17 protein-coding genes are annotated in these 24,653 nt (G+C 71.9%); 4 read left to right on the top strand and 13 right to left on the bottom strand.

Annotated features, from left to right (window positions below; all coding sequences use genetic code 11):
• Positions 1 to 20: 20 nt before the first annotated feature.
• Genes CHF15_RS18875 through ureA form a run of 3 tightly spaced genes read right to left on the bottom strand, consistent with a single transcriptional unit; the run spans position 21 to position 3,447 of the window.
• Entirely contained in the window at positions 21 to 1,064 is a 1,044-nt protein-coding gene (locus tag CHF15_RS18875) for an agmatine deiminase family protein (RefSeq protein ID WP_089225003.1), read from the bottom strand.
• Positions 1,065 to 1,078: 14 nt separating this feature from the next.
• A complete protein-coding gene (locus CHF15_RS18880) occupies positions 1,079 to 2,767 on the bottom strand; it encodes an urease subunit alpha (RefSeq protein WP_410169649.1) in 1,689 nt (562 codons plus the stop codon).
• Positions 2,764 to 3,447 carry an urease subunit gamma gene (ureA, locus tag CHF15_RS18885; RefSeq protein WP_089225005.1) on the bottom strand — a complete coding sequence of 228 codons (684 nt, stop codon included), beginning with the start codon at positions 3,445 to 3,447 and terminating at the stop codon, positions 2,764 to 2,766. Before ureA ends, CHF15_RS18880 begins: the two co-directional genes overlap by 4 nt.
• Before the next feature lie 155 nt (positions 3,448 to 3,602).
• On the opposite strand from ureA, the gene CHF15_RS18890 reads away from it, so the two are divergent.
• On the top strand, positions 3,603 to 5,030 hold the full coding sequence (locus tag CHF15_RS18890; RefSeq protein ID WP_089225006.1) for a cytosine permease: 1,428 nt from the start codon (positions 3,603 to 3,605) through the stop codon (positions 5,028 to 5,030).
• Positions 5,031 to 5,127: 97 nt separating this feature from the next.
• Here the strand turns inward: CHF15_RS18890 and CHF15_RS18895 are convergent, their stop codons facing one another.
• Positions 5,128 to 6,216: a branched-chain amino acid aminotransferase gene (locus CHF15_RS18895; RefSeq protein WP_089225007.1), complete on the bottom strand. Its 1,089-nt coding sequence runs from the start codon at positions 6,214 to 6,216 to the stop codon at positions 5,128 to 5,130.
• A 208-nt stretch (positions 6,217 to 6,424) separates the two neighbouring features.
• Positions 6,425 to 7,462: a 3-isopropylmalate dehydrogenase gene (locus tag CHF15_RS18900; protein WP_089225008.1), complete on the bottom strand. Its 1,038-nt coding sequence runs from the start codon at positions 7,460 to 7,462 to the stop codon at positions 6,425 to 6,427.
• A gap of 130 nt (positions 7,463 to 7,592) precedes the next feature.
• Between CHF15_RS18900 and CHF15_RS18905 the strand changes: the two genes are divergently transcribed.
• Entirely contained in the window at positions 7,593 to 9,200 is a 1,608-nt protein-coding gene (locus CHF15_RS18905) for a purple acid phosphatase family protein (RefSeq protein ID WP_089225009.1), read from the top strand.
• 420 nt (positions 9,201 to 9,620) lie between these two features.
• Here CHF15_RS18905 and pruA read toward each other — a convergent pair whose 3' ends face one another.
• Both pruA and CHF15_RS18915 read right to left on the bottom strand, forming a co-directional pair.
• A complete protein-coding gene (pruA, locus tag CHF15_RS18910) occupies positions 9,621 to 11,261 on the bottom strand; it encodes an L-glutamate gamma-semialdehyde dehydrogenase (protein ID WP_089225010.1) in 1,641 nt (546 codons plus the stop codon).
• 35 nt (positions 11,262 to 11,296) lie between these two features.
• Positions 11,297 to 12,226 (bottom strand): proline dehydrogenase family protein, encoded by a 930-nt coding sequence (locus tag CHF15_RS18915; protein WP_089225011.1) that lies wholly within the window; start codon positions 12,224 to 12,226, stop codon positions 11,297 to 11,299.
• A gap of 142 nt (positions 12,227 to 12,368) precedes the next feature.
• On the opposite strand from CHF15_RS18915, the gene CHF15_RS18920 reads away from it, so the two are divergent.
• Together CHF15_RS18920 and CHF15_RS18925 are read left to right on the top strand one after the other, a co-directional pair.
• A complete protein-coding gene (locus CHF15_RS18920) occupies positions 12,369 to 13,556 on the top strand; it encodes a PucR family transcriptional regulator (protein WP_089225012.1) in 1,188 nt (395 codons plus the stop codon).
• 154 nt (positions 13,557 to 13,710) lie between these two features.
• On the top strand, positions 13,711 to 15,018 hold the full coding sequence (locus tag CHF15_RS18925) for a glycosyltransferase 87 family protein (protein WP_089225013.1): 1,308 nt from the start codon (positions 13,711 to 13,713) through the stop codon (positions 15,016 to 15,018).
• Here CHF15_RS18925 and serA read toward each other — a convergent pair.
• The 6 genes from serA to CHF15_RS18955 all read right to left on the bottom strand — a co-directional run bounded on the left by serA (position 15,002) and on the right by CHF15_RS18955 (position 24,649).
• On the bottom strand, positions 15,002 to 16,591 hold the full coding sequence (serA, locus tag CHF15_RS18930) for a phosphoglycerate dehydrogenase (RefSeq protein WP_089225014.1): 1,590 nt from the start codon (positions 16,589 to 16,591) through the stop codon (positions 15,002 to 15,004). The two genes, CHF15_RS18925 and serA, sit on opposite strands and share 17 nt — an antisense overlap.
• Before the next feature lie 253 nt (positions 16,592 to 16,844).
• Positions 16,845 to 17,843: a ketol-acid reductoisomerase gene (ilvC, locus tag CHF15_RS18935; RefSeq protein ID WP_089225015.1), complete on the bottom strand. Its 999-nt coding sequence runs from the start codon at positions 17,841 to 17,843 to the stop codon at positions 16,845 to 16,847.
• A gap of 77 nt (positions 17,844 to 17,920) precedes the next feature.
• Positions 17,921 to 18,448 (bottom strand): acetolactate synthase small subunit, encoded by a 528-nt coding sequence (gene ilvN, locus CHF15_RS18940; protein ID WP_018563397.1) that lies wholly within the window; start codon positions 18,446 to 18,448, stop codon positions 17,921 to 17,923.
• Between the two features lie 32 nt (positions 18,449 to 18,480).
• Positions 18,481 to 20,358, bottom strand: coding sequence for an acetolactate synthase large subunit (locus CHF15_RS18945; protein WP_089225016.1), 1,878 nt, complete (start codon positions 20,356 to 20,358; stop codon positions 18,481 to 18,483).
• A 212-nt stretch (positions 20,359 to 20,570) separates the two neighbouring features.
• Complete coding sequence (locus CHF15_RS18950; RefSeq protein ID WP_179279864.1) at positions 20,571 to 23,423, bottom strand: putative bifunctional diguanylate cyclase/phosphodiesterase; 2,853 nt, start codon at positions 23,421 to 23,423, stop codon at positions 20,571 to 20,573.
• Between the two features lie 272 nt (positions 23,424 to 23,695).
• Complete coding sequence (locus tag CHF15_RS18955; RefSeq protein WP_089225018.1) at positions 23,696 to 24,649, bottom strand: 2-hydroxyacid dehydrogenase; 954 nt, start codon at positions 24,647 to 24,649, stop codon at positions 23,696 to 23,698.
• Positions 24,650 to 24,653: the final 4 nt, after the last annotated feature.

Genomic DNA, 24,653 nt, shown 5'->3' on the forward strand with positions numbered 1-24,653 from the left:
CTCCGGAGGTGGTGGGGCGGTCACACCTGGGGCTGCTGCTGGGTGATGCAATGAATACCACCACCGTGGGCGAAGATCGTACGAGCGTCCACCAGCACGACCTCCCGGTCCGGGAAGAGCCGCTCGAAGACCGCCTTGTTGACCTCGTCGGCGGGGTCGTCGAAGGCGCACAGGACCACGGCGCCGTTGCAGAGGTAGTGGTTGACGTAGGAGTGGTCGACCAGCTCGCCGTCCGCCTCCCGGACCTGCGGCGCGGGCAGCTCCACGACCTCCAGCGGCCGGCCCCGGGCGTCGGTGGCGGCTCGCAGCAGGGACGCGGCCTCCCGCGAGACGGCGTGGTCGGGGTGGGCCGGGTCCTGCTGGCTGTGGACGACGACCACGCCGGGGCGGACGAAGGCCGCCACGATGTCGACGTGCCCGCGGGTGCCGAAGCGCCCGTAGTCGGCGGTGAGACCGCGGGGCAGCCAGATCGCCTTGCGGGTGCCGAGGAAGGCGTGGACCTCGGCCTCCGCGCGCTCCCTCGTCCAGCCCGGATTGCGGCCCGGGTCGAGTTGCACGGTCTCGGTGAGCAGCACGGTGCCCTCGCCGTCGACATGGATGCCGCCGCCCTCGTTGACGAAGGAGGTGGCGTAGCGGGCGGCGCCGGCCCGCCCGGCGACGAAGGCGCCGATCTGCGCGTCGTGCCCCCAGGCCGCCCATTCCTGGGCGCCCCAGCCGTTGAACGTCCAGTCGGCGGCCGCGAGGCGCCCGCCGCCGGTCAGGAAGGTCGGGCCCATGTCGCGCATCCAGGCGTCGTCCAGCGGCGCCTCGGCGACCGTGACGTCCGCGCCGCCGGAGCCGAGCAGCTCCCTGGCCCCCGCCGCGTCCTCGGGCCGGGCCACGACCGTCACCGGCTCGAAGCGGGCGACCGTCAGGGCCACCGCGGCCCAGGCGGCGCGGGACTGGGCGAGGTCCTCCGCGCCGTCGAAGGTGACGCTGGGCGACGGCCACGCCATCCAGGTGCGGGTGTGCGGGGCCCACTCGGGCGGCATGGTGTAGCCGTCGGCGGCGGGGGTGCTGGGCATGGCGCTGGTCCTTGTCACAAGAAGTAGAGACGGCTGAGCGACACCTGCTCCGCGGGCTCGGAGCGCAGCGGATCGCCGTCGAGGGTCACCAGGCCCGTCGTGCCCTCCACGTCCACCTGCCCGGTACGGGAGTTGAGGACGAGGTCGGCCGGACCGATGCCGCGGGTGCCGCGCACGGCGACGCGACGGCGCCGGGTGGGCATCCGGTCGTGCTCCAGCTCCAGTGCGGGGCGGGCCACGAACGCCACTGACAGGTCGGCGGCGGTGGCGCCGTGGGCCCCGAACAGCGGGCCGAGGACGAGCGGTTCGCAGGTGTCGGTGGCGGCGTTGGGATCGCCGGTGACCCCGTACGCGGGGAAGCCGGACTTGAGCACCATCTGCGGCTTGGCGCCGAAGTACTGAGGCCGCCACAGCACGATGTCGGCGAGCTTGCCGACCTCGATCGAGCCGATCTCGTGGGCGAGGCCGTGGGCGATCGCCGGGTTGATGGTCAGCTTGGCGACGTAGCGCAGCACGCGGGCGTTGTCGTCGTCCGGGCCGTCCCCCTCCAGGGGGCCGCGCTCGGCCTTCATCTTCCCCGCCATCGCGAAGGTGCGGCGCACGGTCTCGCCGGCGCGGCCCATGCCCTGGGCGTCGGAGGAGGTGATGCCGATCGCGCCCAGGTCGTGCAGCACGTCCTCGGCGCCCATCGTGCCGGCGCGGATGCGGTCGCGGGCCATGGCCGCGTCGCCCGGCAGGTCGGGCTTGAGGTCGTGGACGGAGACGATCATCCCGTAGTGCTCGCCGACCGCGTCCCGGCCGAAGGGCAGGGTGGGGTTGGTCGAGGAGCCGATGACGTTGGGCACGCCCGCCATCTTCAGGACGTTGGGCACGTGCCCGCCGCCGCAGCCCTCGATGTGGAAGGCGTGGATCGTCCGGCCCTCCAGCACGCGCAGGGTGTCCTCCACGGACAGGCACTCGTTCAGGCCGTCGCTGTGCAGGGCGACCTGGACGTCGTACTCCTCCGCGACGCGCAGCGCGGTGTCCAGGGCGCGGGTGTGGGCGCCCATGTCCTCGTGGACCTTGAAGCCGGACGCGCCGCCCTCGGCGAGCGCCTCGACCAGCGGCGCCGGGTCGGAGGACGAACCGCGCCCGAGGAAGCCGATGTTGACGGGCCAGGCGTCGAAGGCGTTGAACGCGTGGCGCAGCGCCCAGGGCGAGTTGACGCCGACGCCCCAGACGGGCCCGAACTCCTGGCCGATGATCGTCGTGACCCCGGAGGCGAGCGAGGCCTCCATGATGCGCGGGGACAGCAGGTGGACATGGGTGTCCACGGCTCCGGCGGTGGCGATCAGCCCCTCACCGGACACGATGGAGGTGCCCGTGCCGACCACGACGTCCACCCCGTCGAGGGTGTCGGGGTTGCCTGCCCGGCCGATGGCGTGGATGCGGCCCTCGCGGATGCCGACGGACACCTTGCGGATGCCGACGGCCGCGTCGATGACCAGGACGTTGCTGATCACCACGTCGCAGGTCTCGCGGACGGCGGCGGCCTTGAGCGCCAGCCCGTCGCGGGCGGTCTTGCCGAACCCGGCCAGGAACTCGTCGCCGGGCCGCTGGGAGTCCGACTCGACGCGGACCACCAGGCCCGAGTCGCCCAGCCGGACCCGGTCCCCCGCACGCGGTCCGTGCACGGCGGCGTACTCGTAGGGGTCCATGCTCATCGCTGCGCTCCCAGGTATCCGCAGGCGGCGGCCCGCCGCAGCGCCTCCGCCTTCGCGCCGGGCGCGTCGAGCGGGCCGTCGACGAGCCCGGCGAAACCGATCACCACGCGGTCGCCGCCGATCGGGACCAGCCCGACCTCCCGCTCCTCCCCCGGCCCGAAGCGCACGGACGAGCCTGCCGGGACGTGCAGCCGCATGCCGTACGCCGCCGAACGGTCGAAGTCCAGCCGGGGGTTGGCCTCGAAGAAGTGGAAGTGCGAGGTCACGCTGACCGGTACGGAGGCGGTGTTGCGCACGGCCACCACCGCCTCCGGGGACCGCTCGGGCCGGGCCGGGCCGGGCAGCACCGCCCCGGGCGCCTCCGCCTCCAGCGAGCCCCCGCCGATCGGGTCGGGGACCACGGCCAGTCGCGAGCCGTCGTCGAAGACGGCCTCCACGTGGACCTCGGTGACGACGTCCGCCACGCCGGGCAGCACGTCCCCGGGACCGAGCACGGTACGGCCGGCCTCGACGGCCTCCGCGAGGCGCGCGCCGTCCCGCGCGGCCTCGCAGACGGCGTCGGCGATCAGTGCGGTGGCTTCGGGCACGTTGAGCCGCAGCCCGCGCGCACGGCGGGCCCGGGCCAGCTCCGCGGCGCCGAACAGCAGCAGCCGGTCGCGCTCGGTCGGAGTGAGCCTCACGCCTGGACACCTCCCATGTCGACCTCCCACATCGATCACCGATTAGAGCACCACTCTAAACCTGAAAGACACCCATGGGAAGTATTGACGTCGGGAAGCGGTCAGAGGAAATTGAGTGGCGTTCAAACTTTCCCGGCACGGCAAGGGAGCCCGCCATGCAGATCGAACAACGCGGAGTGGACACCGTCCCCGACGAGGAGCGGACCAGTCGTCCCCGCGATCTGGTGAGCATCCTGCTGGGCTCCAACCTCGCGCTGGGCGTGATCGTCTTCGGCTGGCTCCCCGTCTCGTTCGGTCTCGGCTGGTGGGCCTCCTTCACCTCCCTGCTCGTGGGCACCGTGGTCGGCACGGTGCTGGTCGCGCCGCTCGCGCTGGTCTCGCTGCGCACGGCCACCAACCTGTCCACGAGCAGCGGCGCGCACTTCGGCGTGCGCGGCCGGCTGCTCGGCTCGGTCATCGGGCTGCTGCTGTCGCTGGGCTACACCGCGCTGACCCTCTGGGTCGGCGGCGACGCCGTCGTCGGCTGCCTCGACCGGCTCGTAGGGCTCCCGGCGGGCGGCTGGAGCTACGCCGTGGTCTACGCCCTGCTCGCGGCCTGCACCGCCACGTCCGCGGTCTTCGGCTACCGGATGCTGCTGCGACTCAGCCGCGCCCTGTCCATAGGGCTGACGGTGCTGCTGGTGATAGGGGTCGTCGCGTACGCGGGGGACTTCACCACGGCCGCGCCCGCCGGCACGGAGTACCTGCTCGGCGGCTTCTGGCCGACCTGGCTGCTCGCCACGGTCTCGGCGGGCCTGAGCGGGCCGATCGCGTTCATCACCCTGCTGGGCGACTACACGCGCTACATATCGCCGCGCCGCTTCTCCCAACCGCGGGTCTTCCGGGCCACCTGCGCCGGGCTCGTCGCCGGGCTGCTGGTACCCCAGCTCTTCGGCACCTTCACCGCGCTCGCCGTCGGCGCCGGCGAGGACTACGCGGGGCCCCTCGTCGCGGCGGCGCCCGCGTGGTACCTGGTGCTGCTCCTGGTCAACGCCTCGGCCGGCTCGGTGGGCAACGCGGGGCTGATGCTCTACAGCATGGGCCTGGACCTGGACGCGATCCTGCCGCGGGCGACGCGCACGCAGGCGACCTACGTGGTCGCCGCGGTCTCGACGCTGCTGGTCTACCTCGGTCACTTCGCCTGGGCCGCACAGGACGCCATGACCTCGTTCGTCCTGCTGCTCACCGCCGTGGGCACCCCGTGGGCGGTGATCACCCTCATCGGGTTCGCCCGGGTCCGGGGGCGCTACGACGCCGACGCCCTCCAGGTCTACAACCGGCGCGGCCGCGGCGGTCTGTACTGGTACCGCGGCGGCTGGAACGTGCGGGCCGCGGTCGCCTGGGCGGCGGGGTCGGGCATCGGGCTGCTGTCCGTCGACACCCCGGCGTACAGCGGGCCCCTGCTGCCCGTGACCGGCGGGATCGACCTCAGCTTCCTGATATCGGGCGCCGTCACGGCCGCGGTGTACCTGGCGCTCGACGCGGGCCGCCCGCACCCCGCGCCGCCGGCGCGGACGCCGGAACGGATCGCCGTCCCCGTGTGAGACGGGCCGCTCCCCGCCCGGCCCCGCCGTCGCGCGGCAGGAGTGCGGCGCCGCCCGGGCCCTGCCCCGGGCGGCGCCGTACGCGGACGGCGGGCGGTCAGCCGCCCAGGGGGTGCATCCAGCCGTGGGTGTCGGGGGACTGGCCGGTCTGGATGTCGAGCAGCGCCTTGCGCAGCTTCATGGTGACCTCGCCGGACCGGCCGTCGCCGACGGTCCAGTCCGCGCGGGTGGACTTCACGGAACCGACCGGCGTGATGACCGCCGCGGTGCCGCAGGCGAAGACCTCGGTCAGTGATCCGTCCGCGTTGCCGTTCTTCCAGTCGTCCACGGAGATGCGGCCCTCGCCGACCTCGTAGCCGAGGTCGGCGGCGATGCGCAGCAGCGATGCGCGGGTGATGCCGGGGAGGAGGGAGCCGGTGAGCTCGGGGGTGACGATCCTGTCCCCGTACACGAAGTACAGGTTCATGCCGCCCATCTCCTCGATCCAGCGGCGCTCGATCGCGTCGAGCCACACGACCTGGTCGCAGCCGTGCTCGATGGCCTGGGCCTGCGCGACCAGGGAGGCGGCGTAGTTGCCGCCGGCCTTCGCGGCGCCGGTGCCGCCGGGCGCGGCGCGGACGTACTCCTCGGAGAGCCAGACGGAGACCGGCTTGACGCCACCGGGGAAGTAGGCGCCCGCCGGGGAGGCGATGACCATGAACAGGTACTCGTTGGCCGGCTTGACGCCGAGGCCGACCTCGGTGGCGAACATGAACGGACGCAGGTAGAGGGACTGCTCGCCCTGGCTGGGCACCCACTCCTTGTCCTGGCTGACGAGCGCGTCGACGGCGGCGATGAAGGTCTCGACGGGCAGCTCCGGCATGGCCAGGCGGCGGGCGGATGCCTGGAAGCGCTCGGCGTTGGCCTCGGGACGGAAGGTGGCGACGGACCCGTCGGGCTGACGGTAGGCCTTGAGCCCCTCGAAGATCGTCTGCGCGTAGTGCAGCGTCATGTTCGCGGGGTCGATGGAGAGCGGCGCGTACGGCACGAGCTCCGCGTCGTGCCAGCCTCGGCCCTCGGTCCACCGGATCGTCACCATGTGGTCGGTGAAGTGGCGGCCGAAGCCGGGGCTGGCGAGGATCGCCTCGCGCTGCGCGTGGGGCAGCGGGTGCGAGGAGGGCTTGAGCTCGATCGTGGGCGTCGTCATGTGTGGTGTCCTTCGCGTCAGGGTCAGGGCGGACCGCACCCGACGTCCTCAGCTGCTAGGACGTCCGAGTTTCCCCTCGCACAGCGGCCCCACCGCCGATTATCGCAGCGGTGGGGCCGAGGACATACATGCGCGGCCCGGGAGGTGGAGGTCAGTCGTGGTGCGGTCGCTGACCGGCCGGGCCGACTGGCGGAGGCTTGCCCGGCGGTCAGCCGGCTACTCGTGCGGCGAGCGCGTCGCCGATCTCGGAGGTGCTGCGCGCCGCGGAACGCTCGGCGAGGTCCGCGGCGACCGCGGCCTCGATCCGCTCGGCCTCGGCGGTGTAGCCGAGGTGCCGCAGCAGCATGCCGACCGAGAGCACGGTGGCGGTGGGATCGGCCTTGCCCTGGCCGGCGATGTCCGGGGCGGAGCCGTGCACCGGCTCGAACATCGACGGGAACTCACCGCCCGGGTTGATGTTGCCGCTCGCGGCGAGGCCGATGCCACCGGTCACGGCGGCGGCCAGGTCGGTGAGGATGTCACCGAAGAGGTTGTCGGTGACGATCACGTCGAAGCGCTCGGGCTGGGTGACGAAGAAGATCGTCGCCGCGTCGACGTGCAGATAGTCGGTGGCGACCTCGGGGTACTCCTCGCCGACCCGGTCGAAGATGTTCTTCCACAGGTGGCCGGCGTGCACGAGGACGTTGTTCTTGTGGACCAGCGTCAGCTTCCTGCGGGGGCGCGCCTGGGCGCGGGCGTAGGCGTCGCGCACCACGCGCTCGATGCCGAACGCCGTGTTGAGGCTGACCTCGGTGGCCACCTCCTGCGGCGTACCGGTGCGCAGGGAACCGCCGTTGCCGACGTAGGGGCCCTCGGTGCCCTCGCGGACGACGACGAAGTCGATGTCCGGCTCACCGGCCAGCGGACCCTTCACTCCCGGGAAGAGCCGGGAGGGCCGCAGGTTGACGTGGTGGTCGAAGGCGAAGCGGAGCTTCAGCAGCAGGCCGCGCTCCAGGACGCCGGAGGGCACCGAAGGGTCGCCGACCGCGCCCAGCAGGATGGCGTCGTGCGCCTTGAGCTGCTCCAGCTCCGCGTCCGGCAGGGTCTCGCCGGTCTCGTGCCAGCGCTTGGCGCCGAGGCTGTACTCCTTGGTCTCCAGCTTCACGTCCTGCGGAAGGACGGCGGACAGGACCTTGAGGCCCTCTGCCACCACTTCCTGGCCGATTCCGTCACCGGGGATCACTGCGAGACTGATGCTGCGAGACATGGCGAGAACCCTACTCTCCCGTCCAGGGAATGACACGTGATGTCCGCATGGCGGACGCGGTGCGTACCCGCCGGGTGCTGTTCACCCGTCTGACCGTGCTGAGTTGGCGGCGGCGGGGAATTCCCTGTCCATGGACACTCCACGGATGGGCATCGACGAGCACCTCGCCGGCCGTCTGAGCATGGCGGAGCAGCACGCCCACCTGCGGGAGCGGCATTCGCGCAGACGGGTGATCCGGGGCGGCGTCGCGGCCGCCGGGATCGTCGCCGGAGCCGGTGTGCTGGGCGCGTCCGCGTACGCCGGCGGGGAGACTTCCGCGCCGGTGCGCTTCCCCGAGGTGCTCGCCCCGCCGGCCGCCGCCCACGTGGACGGTGCGCTGGTGGCCCCGTTCGGCCGTCACCTGGCCTTCGGCGCCGACCCCGGGACGCAGATGCGCGTCTCCTGGCAGGTACCGCTGCCGGTGCGGGGGCCGTTCGTGCGGGTGGGGCTGCGGCCCTGGGACCTCGGGCAGCGGATCGAGGCCGAGGTGCGCCCGCTGCACACGGCCGCGCTCGGCAAGGAACTGCCCGCGGTGGAGCAGTACTACCTGCACGCGGCGCTCGACGGGCTGCGCCCCGGCACCACGTACTACTACGGCGTGGGGCACCGGGGCTTCGACCCCGCCTTGCCGTCCGCCTACGCCACGATCGGCTCCTTCACCACCGCCCCGGACCCCGCGCAGCGCCGGCCGTTCGTGTTCACGGCCTTCGGCGACCAGGGCGTCAGCTACCACGCGCTGGCCAACGACAGTCTGATCCTGGCTCAGAACCCCGCGTTCCACCTGCACGCGGGCGACATCTGCTACGCCGACGACTCCGGCCACGGCAAGCGGGACGACACCTACGACGCGCGGGTCTGGGACCAGTTCCTCGCCCAGACCGAGAGCGTCGCCGCACGCGTCCCGTGGATGGTCGCGCTCGGCAACCACGACATGGAGGCCTGGTACTCCCCCAACGGCTACGGCGGCCAGGAGGCCCGCTGGACACTGCCGGGCGACGGCCCCGACCCGGCGCGCATCCCCGGCGCCTACTCCTTCGCCTACGGCAACGTGGCCGTCGTCGCGCTGGACGCCAACGACGTGTCGTACGAGATCCCGGCCAACCGCGGGATCAGCGGCGGCCGGCAGACCGCGTGGCTGGACCGGCGACTGGGCGAGCTGCGGGCGCGGCGCGGCACCGACTTCGTGGTCGTCTTCTTCCACCACTGCGCCTACTCGACCACCAGCGCGCACGCCTCAGAGGGCGGGGTGCGCGAGGCGTGGGTGCCGCTCTTCGAGAAGCACCGGGTCGACCTGGTGGTGAACGGGCACAACCACGTCTACGAGCGCACCGACGCGGTGCGCCGCGACGCCGTGGGCAGGGCCGTCCCCGTCGGGGCGACCACCTACCCCGAGCGGGACGGGATCGTCTACGTCACGGCGGGCGGCGCGGGGAAGACCCTGTACGCCTTCCCCGTGCCGGACAGCCACGAAGGGCACGTCAAGGACCTGGAGAGCGTGGACACCTATCGCTGGGTGAAGGGTGCCCACAAGGCCGCGGAGACGGTGGAGTGGTCACGCGTCCGCTACACCGGCCACTCGTTCCTGTCCGTGGAGTCGCAGCCCGCGCCGTCCGGCAGGACGGCACGGCTGGTCGTCTCGGCACTCGCCGAGAACGGCAGACGGATCGATCACTTCACCATCGCGCGCACGGCCAGGTAGGCCAGGCGCCGCAGACGGCTGATCCGGCGGGGCACGAGGGGGCCGCTCATCGCGGCTCGTGACCCGTCGAGCCGCCGTTGTCACGGCGGTCCAGGGCGCGCTGGAGGGCTTCGGCGGCGTTCTTGCGGGCGGTCTCGTCCATGGTGAACAGCTCCCGGAGAAGAAGAGGAGGGTTGTGTCGCCATAGAACGGGGCGGGGAGCGGCGCTGCAGGGGGTGACCTGCCAGAGGTGCGCGGCTGACGTCCGCCGGTCGCTGGTGGAGCGAGACGTTCGGCTTCTACAAAGCTAGGACAGCTCGGCCGATCTGTCTCCACAATTACTCGGACTTCCTACTATCTGAGACGGCGAAGGCCCGGCACCCCACGGAATCGGGGGTACCGGGCCCTGCCCCTTGCGGGCTCGTCCGGGTGACGCGGAGGTCAGCCCATGTGCGGGTAGCGGTAGTCGGTCGGGGGCACCAGGGCCTCCTTGATCGACCGGGTCGACGTCCAGCGCATGAGGTTCTGCGCGGCACCCGCCTTGTCGTTGGTGCCGGAGGCACGGCCGCCGCCGAAGGGCTGCTGGCCGACCACGGCGCCGGTGGACTTGTCGTTGATGTAGAAGTTGCCCGCGGCGAAGCGCAGCCTCTCCATGACGTGCGCGACGGCGGCGCGGTCACGGGAGACGACCGAGCCGGTCAGCGCGTACGCGGCGACCGATTCCATCTGGGTGAGCATCGCCTCGAAGGCGCCCTCGTCGGCGTCGTCGTAGACGTGGACGCCGAGGACCGGGCCGAAGTACTCCTCGCGGAAGATCTCGTTCTCCGGGTCGGAGGAGGCCAGCACGGTCGGCCGGACGAAGTAGCCGACGCTGTCGTCGTAGGTGCCGCCGGCGACGACCTCGACGGTCGGGTCGGCCTTGGCGCGGTCGATGGCGGCCTTGTTCTTGGCGAAGGCGCGCTCGTCGATCACGGCGCCGATGAAGTTCGACAGGTCGGTGACGTCACCCATGGTGAGGCCGTCGACCTCGGCCGCGAACTCCTCCTTGAAGCCGTTCTCCCACAGCGAGCGCGGGATGTAGGCGCGGGAGGTCGCGGAGCACTTCTGGCCCTGGTACTCGAAGGAGCCGCGGGTCAGCGCGGTCTTCAGCACCGCCGGGTCGGCCGACGGGTGGGCGACGACGAAGTCCTTGCCGCCGGTCTCGCCGACGATCCGCGGGTAGGAGCGGTACTTGTCGATGTTGTTGCCGACCGTCTTCCACAGGTGCTGGAAGGTCCGGGTGGAACCGGTGAAGTGGATGCCGGCCAGGTCCGGGTGCTCCAGGGCGACCTCGGAGACGGCGATGCCGTCGCCGGTGACCAGGTTGATGACGCCCTTGGGCAGCCCGGCCTCCTCCAGCAGCTCCATCAGCAGCACGGCGGCGTGCGTCTGGGTCGGGGACGGCTTCCACACCACGACGTTGCCCATCAGGGCCGGGGCGGTCGGCAGGTTGCCGGCGATCGCGGTGAAGTTGAAGGGCGTGATCGCGTAGACGAAGCCCTCGAGCGGGCGGTGGTCGAGGCGGTTCCACACACCCGGGGAGTTGGCGATCGGCTGCTCGGCCAGGATCTGCCGGGCGAAGTGCACGTTGAAGCGCCAGAAGTCGACCAGCTCGCAGGGGCTGTCGATCTCGGCCTGCTGCGCGGTCTTGGACTGGCCGAGCATCGTCGAGGCGGCGATCGTCTCGCGCCAGGGGCCGGCCAGCAGGTCGGCGGCGCGCAGGATGATGGCGGCGCGGTCGTCGAAGGACATGGCGCGCCAGGCCGGGGCGGCGGCCAGTGCGGCCTCGACGGCGTCGCGGGCGTCGTCCTGGGTGGCGTTGGCGTAGGTGCCCAGGCGGGCGCCGTGGTTGTGCGGCTGTACGACGTCGAAGCGCTCGCCGCCGCCCATCCGCCGCACGCCGCCGATGGTCATCGGCAGCTCGACGGGGTTCCCGGCCAGCTCCTTCAGCTTCGCCTCCAGCCGGGCCCGCTCCGGGCTCCCCGGGGCGTAGGAGTGCACCGGCTCGTTCACCGGGGCGGGGACCTGGGTCACAGCGTCCATGGAAGACATCTCCTTGTGTCCTTGTGGGGTCGTGGTCAGCGGGTGGGGAGGAAGGACCGCAGGAAGAAGGCCAGGTTCGCCGGCCGCTCCGCGAGACGCCGCATGAAGTACCCGTACCAGTCTGCGCCGTACGGGACGTAGATGCGCATGCGCTCGCCCTCTTCGGCCAGCCGCCGCTGCTCGGCGGTGCGGATGCCGTACAGCATCTGGAACTCGTACGAGCCCTGCTTGCGGCCGTGGCGGTGGGCGAGCTCCTGGCCGATGGAGATCAGCCGCGGGTCGTGGGACCCGATCATCGGGTAGCCCTCGCCCGCCATCAGGATCTTCAGGCAGCGCACGTAGGCGCGGTCGACCTCGGCCTTGTCCTGGTGGGCCACGTTGGCGGGCTCCTTGTAGGCGCCCTTGACCAGGCGCACGCGGGAGCCGGCGACCGCGAGGTTGCGGGCGTCCTCCTCGGTGCGGAAGAGGTACGACTGCAGGACGGCGCCGGTGCCGGGGTGACGCAGGCGCAGGTCGTCGAGGATCGCGAGGGTGGAGTCGACCGTGGTGTGGTCCTCCATGTCGAGCGTGACCGTGGTGCCGATCTCGCTCGCCAGGTCGGCGACGGGACGGACGTTCTCCAGCGCGATGTCGTGGCCGCCGGCCGGCAGGGCCTGCCCGAAGGCCGACAGCTTGACGGAGACCTCGGCGCGGGTGCCCAGGCCCTCGGCCTTCAGAGCCTCCAGCAGCCGCAGGTACGCGTCGCGGGTGGCGAGCGCGGTCGCCTTGTCGGTGACGTCCTCACCCAGGTGGTCGAGCGTGACCTCCAGGCCGGAGGCGGTCAGCGAGCGCACGGTGTCCATGGCGGGCGCCAGCTCGTCACCCGCGATGAAGCGGTTCACCACGGGGCGGGTGATCGGCGCGCCCGCGACGACGCGGCGCATACGGTCGCTGCGCGAGGCGGCGAGCAGCACGGGACCGAGCACGGTCTCCTCCTGGTTGAAGGGCTGCCCAGGGGGCAGGCAGCGTCGCCGTGAAATCTAGGATTCACCTACCCCGCCCGCCATCGACAGCTGTCACGCATCCGATCGGCATCGCTCATACAGATGTATGAGGGAGAATGGCGGCGTGCGTGGTGACTACCAGGAGCTGGTCGACGAGGTCTCGGCGCTGCTCGGCGCCCCCGCGACCCTGGAGGACCGCGACTTCCGGCTGATCGCCTTCGGCGCCCATGACAGCGACGACGACGGTGCCATGGACCCGGTGCGCACCCGGTCGATCCTCACCCGCCGCTCCACCGCCGAGGTCCGCTCCTGGTTCGAGCGCTTCGGTATCGCCCGCGCCACCGCCCCGGTCCGCATCCCGGCCGCGCCCGACGCCGGGGTCTTCCGGCCCCGGCTGTGCCTGCCGGTACGGCACGGCGGCGTCGTGCACGGTTATGTGTGGCTGCTGGACACCAGCGGGCACACCGACGCCCAGCTGACCGCCGCCATGGCGGTCGCCGCCCGTATCGGCGCGCTGCTGGCCGCCGAGTCCCGCGCGGGCGCCGACGCGGGCCGGGCGCTGGGCGACCTTCTCGGCTCCTCCCCCGGGCCCGGTCGTACGGCCGCCCGCGAGGCGCTGCGGGAGGCGCTCGGCCCGGACGCGGACGAGGCCCACGCGGTGGTGTGCGTCCTGCCCTGGCCGGGCGGCGAGGACGGCGACGCACCGGGGCCTCGCAGCGTGCCGGGCGCCGCCGCGCTGTGCGTGGTGCCGCCGCAGGAAAGCACGGCCGACACACACCGGGAGCCCCCGGCCACGGCGCTCGCCGCCCTGGTACGGCTGCGCGCGGCGACGATGTCGGGGCCGGCGATCACCGCGGCCGCACGGCTGATGGAGGGCAACGGCAAGGCGGTGGAGCCGAGCGCGCGGGCCGGGATCAGCACCCCCCGCCAGGGGCTCGCCGAACTGCCCGCGGCATGGCACGAGGCCGTCTCCGCGGCCCGGGCCGCCCGCGCCCAGCCGCGGCTCGGCCGCACCGCCGAGTGGGACGCCATCGGCCCCTACCGGATGCTGGCCGCGCTGCCCGCCGGGGCGGTGGATCCGGCGGTGCGTCCGCTGCTCGACCCCTCGCACTCCGACCTCGCACATACCGCCGAGGTGTACCTCGACCGTGCGGGGCAGGCCGGGCGCGCCGCCGCGGAGCTCCGGATACACCGGCAGACGCTGTACTACCGGCTGTCCCGCATCGAGCGGCTGACCGGCCTCGACCTGGACGACGGGGAGGACCGGCTGCTGCTCCACATAGCCCTCAAGACGGCCGGGCTCGGGGACTGAAGGGACTGTTGCCGACCCGGGGGGGCACAAGTAACGTGACGCGAGGCTCGGGCCGACAGGGCTCAGGGGGGCTTGATCGACACGCGTAGGACGTGGGCGAACCGCGCGTCCGGCGCGGACACCGCGGATGGCGAAACAAGGGGATCGGGAGCCGGTGACTCATTCCACGGAGGCCCACGGACGCGAACGCCCAGCGCTGTGGAGGACGCCGCCGACCGTCCCCGGCAGACCCCGCGCCGACCGCAGACTGCTCCTCGCCGGGCTGCTGCTCGTCGTGTCGCTGGCCGCATTCACCGCGCTGTGCCTGTCGATGGCCGTGCCCATGGCCGACATGCAGGTCTACCGCGCCGAGGGCGCGGCCGCCGTCGACGGCACCGACCTGTACGGCTTCACCGTCACCGAGTGGAACCTCCCGGCGACCTACCCGCCGTTCGCCGCGCTGCTGTTCGTGCCGACGACGTGGCTGCCCGTACCGCTGCTGAAGCTGGCCTTCATGGGCGGCAACCTGCTGCTGCTCGGGCTGCTCGCGCATCTGTCCTGCCGGGCGACGGGATGGCCGCGCGCCCGAGGTTCGCGCTGGGTGGTGGTGCTGCTGGCCATGGCCCTCGGGCTGTGGCTGGAGCCTGTCTTCCAGACGATGCTCTACGGCCAGATCAACCTGCTGCTCGCCGTACTGGTGCTGTGGGACCTGAGCAGGCCGGACGGCGCACGCGGCAAGGGCATCGCGATCGGCGTCGCGGCCGGCATCAAGCTCACCCCCGCGATCTTCGCCGTCTACCTGCTGCTGACCGGCCGGCGGAAGGAAGCCGCGGTCGCCGCCGCCGGGTTCGCCGGGACCGCACTGCTGGGGGCGCTCGCGCTGCCCGGCGCGACGGTCGACTACTGGACCCGCTGCGTCTTCGACACCAGCCGCATCGGCAAGGTCTGGATCGTCGACAACCAGTCGCTGCAGGGCTTCGCCGCCCGGGTGCTGCACACCGCCCACCCCGGTGCGGTGTGGGCGGTCGCCGCGCTCGTGGTGGCCTGCGCGGGGCTCGCGGTCTCGGTGCGGATGGGCCGGCTGGGCCGGGAGGCCTGGGGCGTGGTGTGCTGCGCGGTGACGGCACTGCTCATCACGCCGATCAGCTGGTCGCACCACTGGGTGTGGTGCGTGCCGATGCTGATCCTGCTCGCCGCAGAGGCGCCGCGCTGGGCGCTGCGGGTGGCGGCGGTGGTCTTCCTGGCGCGCACCCTGTGGATCGTGCCGAAGGCCGGTGACCTCGATCTGCACCTGGCGTGGTGGCTGCAGCCCTTCGCCTCTCCCTACCCGGTGCTGGGCCTGTTCTTCCTCGCGGCGGTGGCGCTGCGCTTCCGGCCCGGCTCCCCCACGATGGCGACGCTGACGGCGAAGGGGCGGCCGACCCGGATCACCCGGGTCGGCCGCCCCCAGCGGAGCGAACCGGCCGTCAGCCCTCGAGATTGACCGCGCGGGCCGAGGTCGCGCCGATCTCCTCGGCGATCTCGGCCAGCACCGGCGCGGGGATGGCGGTGTCGACGGTGAGCGCGACCAGCGCCTCGCCGCCTGCCTGGTCACGGGCGACCTGCATGCCCGCGATGTTGATGCCGGCGTCGCCCAGGATGCGGCCGATGGTGCCGACGACACCCGGGCGGTCGATGTAGCGCAGGAAGCCCATGTGCTCCGCGAAGACCAGGTCCACGTCGTCGTCGCCGACCGCGACGATCTTCTGGATGTGCTTGGGACCAGCCAGCGTGCCGGAGACGGACACCTCGGTGCCGTCCGAGAGGGTGCCCCGCACGGTCACCAGGTTGCGGTGGTCGGGCGACTCGCTGCTGGTGGTGAGGCGGACCTCGACGCCGCGCTCCTGCGCGAAGAGCGGGGCGTTGACGTAGCTGACGGTCTCGTCGACGACGTCCTCGAAGACGCCCTTGAGGGCGGAGAGCTCCAGCACCTTCACGTCGTGCTGGGTGATCTCGCCGCGCACCTCCACGTCGAGGCGGACCGCCACCTCGCCCGCGAGGGCGGTGAAGATCCGGCCGAGCTTCTCGGCGAGCGGCAGGCCCGGGCGGACGTCCTCGGCGATGACCCCGCCCTGGACGTTGACCGCGTCCGGCACCAGCTCACCGGCGAGGGCGAGGCGCACCGAACGGGCGACGGAGATGCCCGCCTTCTCCTGGGCCTCGTCCGTGGAGGCGCCCAGGTGCGGGGTGGCCACCACGTTGTCGAACTGGAAGAGCGGGGAGTCCGTGCAGGGCTCCTTGGCGTACACGTCCAGGCCCGCGCCGCCGATCCGGCCCTCCTTGAGCGCGGCGAACAGCGCCTCCTCGTCCACGATCCCGCCGCGCGCGGCGTTGACGATGCGGACGTGCGGCTTGACCTTGCGCAGCGCCTCCTCGCCGATGAGGCCGACCGTCTCCGGCGTCTTGGGGAGGTGCACCGTGATGAAGTCGGAGACCTGCAGCAGCTCGTCGAGGCTGAGGATCTTCACGCCCATCTGGGCGGCGCGCGCGGGCTGGATGTAGGGGTCGTACGCGACGATCTTCATCCCGAAGGCCGACATGCGCTGGGCCACCAGGGCGCCGATGCGGCCGAGGCCGACCACGCCGAGGGTCTTCTCGGCGAGCTCGACGCCGGTGTACTTGTTGCGCTTCCACTCGCCCTGCTTCAGGGCCGCGTTCGCCGGGGCGATGTTGCGGGCGACGGAGATCAGCAGACCGCAGGCGAGTTCGGCGGCGGTGACGATGTTGGAGGTCGGGGCGTTGACCACCATGACGCCGGCCTTGGTGGCGGCGGAGACGTCCACGTTGTCCAGGCCGACGCCCGCGCGGGCCACGACCTTGAGCTTGGAGGCGGCGGCGACGGCCTCGGCGTCGACCTTGGTGGCGCTGCGGATCAGGATGGCGTCGACATCGGTGATCGCGCTCAGGAGTTCGGCTCGGTCGGCGCCGTTGCAGTGCCGGATCTCGAAGTCCGGACCGAGGGCGTCGACGGTGGCAGGCGACAGCTCTTCAGCGATGAGTACGACGGGGTTGCTCACGTGAGTCCTCACTAGTCCCTGGTCTACGGCCGCGTCCCGACGGCCGAAGGCGGTGGAGAGGGATGGCATGCCGCGTGGAAGACGCACGACGCTGTGAGCCTGACGCGCTTGTTAGTGGAGTCTATCGGCGGCGGGCCCGGCATCCTGCGCCAACGTGGAAGGATCACCCGCACGAGGGTGTACGGCGTGGCCAAAGCGGCAGGTCCCGGGGGCGCGGCGCCCCCGGGACCGTGCAGACCGCGGTGCGGAGGACTTACGCCTCCTCGTCCACCCAGCTCATCAGCTTGCGCAGCTTCTTGCCGGTGGTCTCCAGCAGGTGGCTCTCGTCGGCCTTCTTGTACTCGTTGTACCTCGGCAGGCCGGCGTTGTACTCGGCGATCCAGTTGTTGGCGAAGGAGCCGTCCTGGATCTCCGCGAGGACCTTCTTCATCTCGGCCTTGGTGGCGTCGGTGATGATGCGGGGACCGGTGACGTAGTCGCCCCACTCGGCGGTCTCGGAGATGGACCAGCGCATCTTCTCCAGGCCGCCCTCGTACATGAGGTCCACGATGAGCTTGAGCTCGTGCAGGCACTCGAAGTACGCGATCTCCGGCTGGTAGCCGGCCTCGGTCAGGGTCTCGAAACCGGCCTTGACCAGCGCCGCGGTACCACCGCAGAGCACCGCCTGCTCACCGAACAGGTCGGTCTCGGTCTCCTCGGTGAAGGTCGTCTTGATGACGCCCGCACGGGTGCCGCCGATGGCCTTGGCGTAGGACAGCGCGAGCGCGAAGCCGTTCCCGGTCGCGTCCTGCTCGACGGCCGCGATGCACGGGACGCCGCGGCCCTCCTCGTACTGACGGCGCACCAGGTGGCCCGGGCCCTTGGGGGCGACCATGCACACGTCGACGCCGGCCGGGGGCTTGATGAAGCCGTAGCGGATGTTCAGGCCGTGTCCGAAGAACAGCGCGTCGCCGTCCTTCAGGTTGTCCTTGATGGACTCCTCGTAGACCCGCGCCTGGATCGGGTCCGGGACCAGGATCATGATGACGTCGGCCTCGGCCGCGGCCTCGGCGGGGGTGACCACGCGGAGACCCTGCTCCTCGGCCTTCGCCTTGGACTTGGAGCCCTCGTGCAGGCCGACGCGCACGTCCACCCCCGAGTCGCGCAGCGACAGCGCGTGGGCGTGGCCCTGGCTCCCGTAGCCGATGACCGCGACCTTGCGGCCCTGGATGATGGACAGGTCGGCGTCGTCGTCGTAGAACAGCTCGGCCACTTCGGGTCTCTCCTTGGTGATCTGGGGGGTTGCCCACACACTACGTCCGCGGGCCGGGATCAAGTCTGGCGGTCTCGCTATGCGGTCCGGTCGAGGGCGCGCAGAGAGCGGTCGGTGATCGAGCGTGCACCCCGGCCGATCGCGATCGTGCCGGACTGGACGAGTTCCTTGATGCCGAAGGGCTCCAGCATCTTCAGCATGGCCTCGAGCTTGTCGGCGCCGCCGGTGGCCTCGATGGTGACCGCCTCGGGCGAGACGTCCACGGTCTTGGCGCGGAACAGCTGGACGATCTCCACGATCTGGGACCGGGACTCGTTGTCGGCACGCACCTTCACCAGGACCAGCTCGCGCTGGACGGCGGCGGAGGGCTCCAGCTCCACGATCTTCAGGACGTTCACCAGCTTGTTGAGCTGCTTGGTGACCTGCTCCAGCGGGAGGTCCTCGATCACGTTCACCACGATGGTGATGCGGGAGATGTCGGCGTGCTCGGTGGTGCCCACGGCGAGGGAGTCGATGTTGAAGCCGCGGCGGGAGAACAGGGCGGTGATCCTGGCCAGGACACCGGGCTTGTTCTCCACCAGGACGGAGAGCGTGTGCTTGGACATGTCGCGTCGTTCCTCTGCTTCTCTCTCGGTCCTCAGTCGTCCGCGGCGTCGCCGAAGTCGGGGCGGACGTCGCGGGCGGCCATGATCTCGTCGTTGGAGGTGCCGGCGGCGACCATCGGCCACACCATGGCGTCCTCGTGGACGATGAAGTCCACGACGACCGGGCGGTCGTTGATCGCGTTGGCCTTCTCGATGATCTCGTCCAGCTCGTCGGGGGACTCGCAGCGCAGACCGACGCAGCCCATGGCCTCCGACAGCTTCACGAAGTCCGGGACGCGGGTGCCGGGCGGCGGGGTATCGCTGGAGCCCTGGTGGGAGCCGCGGCCCGCGTTGGTCTCACCGGCGTGCAGGACGGTGTTGGAGTAGCGCTCGTTGTAGAAGAGCGACTGCCACTGCCGGACCATGCCGAGGGCGCCGTTGTTGATGATGGCGACCTTGATCGGGATGTTGTTCAGCGCGCAGGTGACCAGCTCCTGGTTGGTCATCTGGAAGCAGCCGTCGCCGTCGACCGCCCACACGGTCGCGCCGGGCCGGCCGGCCTTGGCGCCCATGGCGGCGGGGACGGCGTAGCCCATCGTCCCGGCGCCGCCGGAGTTGAACCAGGTGTTGGGCCGCTCGAAGGAGATGAACTGCGAGGCCCACATCTGGTGCTGTCCGACGCCCGCCGCGAAGAGGGTGCCCTCCGGGGCCAGCTCGCCGATCCGCTGGATGACCTGCTGCGGGGACAGGCTGCCGTCCGCGGGCAGGTCGTAGCCGAGCGGGTAGGTGTCGCGCAGGCCGCCCAGCAGCTTCCACCAGTCGGCGTAGTCGCCGCGCCGGCCCGCGTCGTGGTCGGCCTGGACGGCGACGATCAGGTCGGCGATGACCTCGCGGGCGTCACCGACGATCGGCACGTCGGCCACGCGGTTCTTGGAGATCTCGGCCGGGTCGATGTCGGCGTGCACGATCTTCGCGAACGGGGCGAAGGAGTCGAGCTTGCCGGTGACGCGGTCGTCGAAGCGGGCGCCGAGGGCGACGATCAGGTCGGCCTTCTGCAGGGCCGCGACGGCGGAGACCGAGCCGTGCATGCCGGGCATTCCGACGTGCTGGGTGTGGCTGTCGGGGAAGGCGCCCAGCGCCATGAGGGTGGTGGTGACCGGGGCCCCGGTCAGCTCGGCCAGGATGCGCAGCTCTCCGGTGGCGCGGGCCTTGAGCACGCCGCCGCCGACGTACAGCACGGGGCGCTTGGCCTCGTTGATCAGCCGGGCGGCCTCGCGGATCTGCTTGGCGTGCGGCTTGGTGACCGGGCGGTAGCCGGGCAGGTCGGTGACGGGCGGCCAGGAGAACGTGGTCTGCGACTGCAGGGCGTCCTTGGCGATGTCGACCAGGACCGGGCCGGGGCGCCCGGTGGACGCGATGTGGAAGGCCTCGGCGATGGTGCGGGGGATCTCGTCCGCGTTGGTGACGAGGAAGTTGTGCTTGGTGATCGGCATCGTGATGCCGCAGATGTCCGCCTCCTGGAAGGCGTCGGTGCCGATCGCCTTGGAGGCCACCTGACCGGTGATGGCGACGATGGGGACCGAGTCCATGTGGGCGTCCGCGATCGGGGTGACCAGGTTGGTCGCACCCGGGCCCGAGGTCGCCATGCAGACGCCGACCTTGCCCGTGGCCTGCGCGTAGCCGGTGGCGGCGTGACCGGCGCCCTGCTCGTGCCGGACCAGGACGTGGCGCACCTTCGAGGAGTCCATGAGCGGGTCGTACGCGGGAAGGATCGCACCACCCGGGATACCGAACACGGTGTCGGCGCCGACCGCCTCGAGAGAGCGGATGAGGGACTGGGCGCCCGTGACGCGCTCGGCGGGAGTGGGCTGCGGCGCGGCGCCGCGGGCCCGCGGCTGCGGGTGGTGGGCCCCGGTGGCCTGCTCGGTCATCTGGTTCTCATCTCTCAGGAGTTTGAGGGTGGAGAGGGCGGTATGTCTGGATCCCAGGCAACAAAAAACCCCTCGTGCCGGCAGGCAAGCGAGGGGAGCGCGTCGGTGCGTTCCACGAGGCGGTCAGGGGCCCCGGGTCAGCCGACGCGCTTTCCAAGTACGAGAATTCGGGTGCGCATGGGACTGACCTTCCTCCTCGCGAGCGGGGAGTGTCAAGCGGGTGGGACGGGCGTCTCATTATTTGAGCGTAGCTCGTCCGCCTTCCGTGTGCCGCGTACGGAGATCCGGGGGCTGTCCGGCGGGACCGCCCCACCGGGCACGGGATAGCTGCCGCGGGTCAGCGAGGAGCGCAGCCGGTGCTCGTCCAGCGGCCCGGAGAACGCCATTCCCTGCCCGTGGGTGCAGTTCATCTCGCGCAGGGCCAGCACCTGCTCCGGGCGGTCCACGCCCTCGGCCACCGAGCGGATCCCGAGGTCCTCGGCGATGCGCAGCAGCCCCGCGGTGATCTTCCGCAGCCGCGGGGACTCCACGACGCCCTCGGTGAGCCCGCGGTCCAGCTTGAGCACGTCGACGGGGAGCCGCCGCAGCGTGTCCATGGGCGCGTAGCCGCTGCCGAAGCCCTCCAGGGCGATGCGCACCCCGAGCCGGCTGAGCGCGGTCAGCCGCCGCTCCAGCTCGTCCAGGGAGATCCGCGGGTCCTGATCGGCGACCTGCAGGACGAGGGAGTCCGGCGGCAGCCCGTGCCGTTCGAGCAGGGCCTCCACGTCCTTGGTGGGCAGCTCGCGGTGCATCAGGCGCCGCGTCGACAGCCGCACGGCGACGGGCACCGGGCTGCCCGCGGCGTGGCGCAGCGCGGCCTGGCCGACCGCCTCCTCCAGCAGCCAGCGGGCCAGCTGTGCGGTCCGGTCGGTGTCCTCGGCGACCCGCAGGAACTCGGCGGGGGTGAAGAGGATGCCCTGGGCGGACCGCCAGCGGGCCTGCGCCTCGACCGCCGTCACCTCGCCGGTGCCGAGGTCGACCACGGGCTGGTGGAGCAGGGCGAACTCGCCGTCCCGCAGGGCCGTGCGCAGCCGTCCCGCGAGCTCGGCGCGGCGTACGACCTCGGCCTGCATGGCGGGCGCGTACATCTCGACCCGGCCCTTGCCCGCCTGCTTGGCCCGGTACATCGCGAGGTCGGCGTTGCGCAGGAGCTCGCCGGGGCTGACCCCGGGGTCGGCGAAGGCCACGCCGATGCTGGCGGCCACCCGGACCTCGGTGCCGTCCACCCGGTAGGGCTCGGAGAGGGCGGCACGGAGCCGGTCGGCGACCTCGTGGACCTGGTACTCGCGCAGATGGGGGTCGGCGCTGGTGCCGCAGATGAGGGCGGCGAACTCGTCCCCGCCCAGGCGTGCGGTGGTGTCGCCGGCGCGTACCGAGTCCTGCAGGCGCCGCGCCGCCTGGACGAGGAGCTCGTCGCCGGCCTGGTGGCCGACGGTGTCGTTGACCGCCTTGAAGCCGTCGAGGTCGATGAAGAGCACCGCCGTGGTGCCGGTGTCGCCGTCACCGGACCGGCGGCCGCCGATCGCCTGGCGGATCCGTTCGGTGAACAGGGCCCGGTTGGGCAGGTCGGTGAGCGGGTCGTGCGAGGCGTTGTGCTGCAGCTGTGCCTGGAGCCGCACCCGCTCGGTGACATCGCGGCTGTTGAAGATCAGGCCGCCCTGGTGGCGGTTGACACTGGACTCGACGTTGAGCCAGCTGCCGTCTCCGTGCCGTATGCGGCACTCGATGCGGGTGGCGGGTTCCTCGGCCGCGTGCGCGGCCAGGAAGCGGCGCACCTCGTGCACCACCCGTCCCAGGTCGTCCGGATGGATGTGGGTGGCGAACTCGGTGCCGACCCATTCCTCGGGGTCGCAGCCGTAGACGCCCTTGGCGGCGGGGCTGACGTAGCGCAGCGCGCCGGTCGGCGAGGCGATCATGATGACGTCGCTGGAACCCTGCACGAGCGACCGGAAGTGGTTCTCCTTCTGGGCCAGCTCCTGGGTGAGGGCCATGTTGTCCAGCAGCATGATGCCCTGCCGCACCACCAGGGCGAGCACGACGGTGCAGCCGGTCAGCAGCACCACCCGGTCGCTCTTCCGGCCGTCGATGACGTTGTAGAGGATGCCGAGCACGCAGACCGCGGCGGCCAGGTACGGGGTCAGCGCCGCCAGTGAGCCGCTCATACGGCGGCCCTGCTCCTGCTCCCGTTCGGCGGTCCCCCGCTCGGCCGCGACCCGCTCGGCGGTGTCGCGCTCGCCGACCCAGGGGGCGTAGGCGAGCAGCATGCTGCCGGCGAACCATCCGGCGTCCAGGATCTGGCCGGAGTTGTAGTGCTCGCGCAGCAGGGGCGAGGTGAACAGCGCGTCGCACAGCACGGTGAGGGCGAGCGAGGCGATGGCGGTGTTCACCGCCGCCCGGTTGGCCGAGGACCGCCGGAAGTGCAGCGCCAGCACCATGCTCACCAGCATGATGTCCAGCAATGGGTACGCCAGGGACAGGGCGATGCGTGCGGTGCTGTGGCCCTCCCACAGGGCCGTCTGGGCCAGGGCGAGGGTCCAGGAGAGGGTCAGCAGGGAGCCGCCGATGAGCCAGGCGTCCAGTCCGAGGCAGACCCAGCCGGCCCGGGTGACCGGCCGCTTGGCGAGCACCAGCAGCCCGATGATGGCGGGAGGGGCGAAGAGCAGGAAGCAGAAGTCGGCGACCGAGGTGCGCGGCACGTCGCCACGCAGCACGACCTCGTACCAGCCCCAGATTCCGTTGCCGAGCGCCACCATGGCGGAGGAGACGGCGAACAGCGCCCATGCGGGCCGGTACCGGTCGGTGGCGGCCCTGCGGACGTAGACCAGGCAGGAGACGGCCGCGGCCAGTGCCGCCACGGAGAGCCCGAAGTCGCCCATGACCAGGGCCAGCCCGGTGGAACCGCCCCAGCCGAAGGCCGACCCGACGGCGTAGCCGCCGCAGAGTACGGCCAGCAGCATCTGGGGCAGCAGGCCGGTCCGGTTGCCCGGCGCGGAGGCCTGCGAGAGGACCGCACCGGGCGCGCTCACGGTGTCGTCCCCTGGGACCGTGAACGTCCCCGGCACGGTGTGCCGTGGTCCAGCGTCGGATGCTCTGTCCATTGGCCGTGCATCGCCCGTCGCCCCCCATCAAGTCCTGAGTCGTCCCACGCCCGTTCGCGGCTCGCCGAGCCACGCCGGTCGTGTTCCCCCAGTGCGGGACGATACACCAGTTCAGTCACTCAGGGACATAGTTCCTCTACACAGCGTGACCACGCGTAGCGTCCTGCCCCATGCGTGAGGCACCAGGTGCCATGGCGTGTTCAGGTGGTCAGGACGACGTTGGCGAGGTCCTCACCGGCCGCGAAACGGCGCAGTTGCTCGCGGAGCAGCCTTTTCGCCCTGGGCAGGAAGGCGGAGGTGCTGCCTCCGACGTGCGGGCTGACCAGGACGCCCGGCGCGTGCCACAGCGGGTGCCCCGGAGGCAGTGGCTCCGGATCGGTGACATCGAGTGCCGCTCGCAGACGGCCCGCCTCCAGTTCCGCGAGGAGCGCCTTGGTGTCGACCACCGGGCCGCGGGCGACGTTCACCAGCAGGGCCCCGTCCTTCATCCCGGCCAGGAACCGGGCGTCGGCCAGATGGCGGGTGTCCGGGGTGAGCGGGGTCGACAGCACGACCACGTCCGCCTGCGGCAGCAGCCGGGGCAGGTCCCCCAGGGCGTGCACGGGGCCGCGCGGGGACCTCCGGGCCAGCCGGGCGACCCGGGCGACGTCGCATTCGAAGGGGGTGAGCCGGTCCTCGATGGCGGCGCCGATCGATCCGTAGCCGACGATGAGCACCTGCTTGTCGGCGAGGGCCGGGTAGAAGCCGGAGTGCCATTCCTCGGCGTCCTGGCCGTGTACGAAGCGGGGGATGCCGCGCAGGGCCGCCAGGGTGAGCGCGACGGCCAGCTCCGCGGTGCTGGCCTCGTGCACCCCGCGGGCGTTGCACAGCCGCACCCCCCGGGGGAGCTGCCGGATGTACGGCGTGACGTGGTCGACGCCGGCGCTGAGGGTCTGCACGACACCGACCCCGGACATGCGGGGCAGCGGGCGGCCGACGACCTCCGGACCCTTCATGTAGGGCACCACATAGAAGGCGGCGTCGGCGGGGTCGGCAGGGAACTCCTCGTCGCCGTCCCAGAAGAGGTAGTCGAGTTCGGCGGGGAGCCCCTCGACCTCCTCGGCGGGGATCGGGAGCCAGACCGTGGGGCGGTGGTTCCGGGTGATGTCAGCCATGGTC

The organism is Actinacidiphila glaucinigra (genome assembly GCF_900188405.1).
GTDB classification, from domain to species: Bacteria; Actinomycetota; Actinomycetes; order Streptomycetales; family Streptomycetaceae; genus Actinacidiphila; species Actinacidiphila glaucinigra.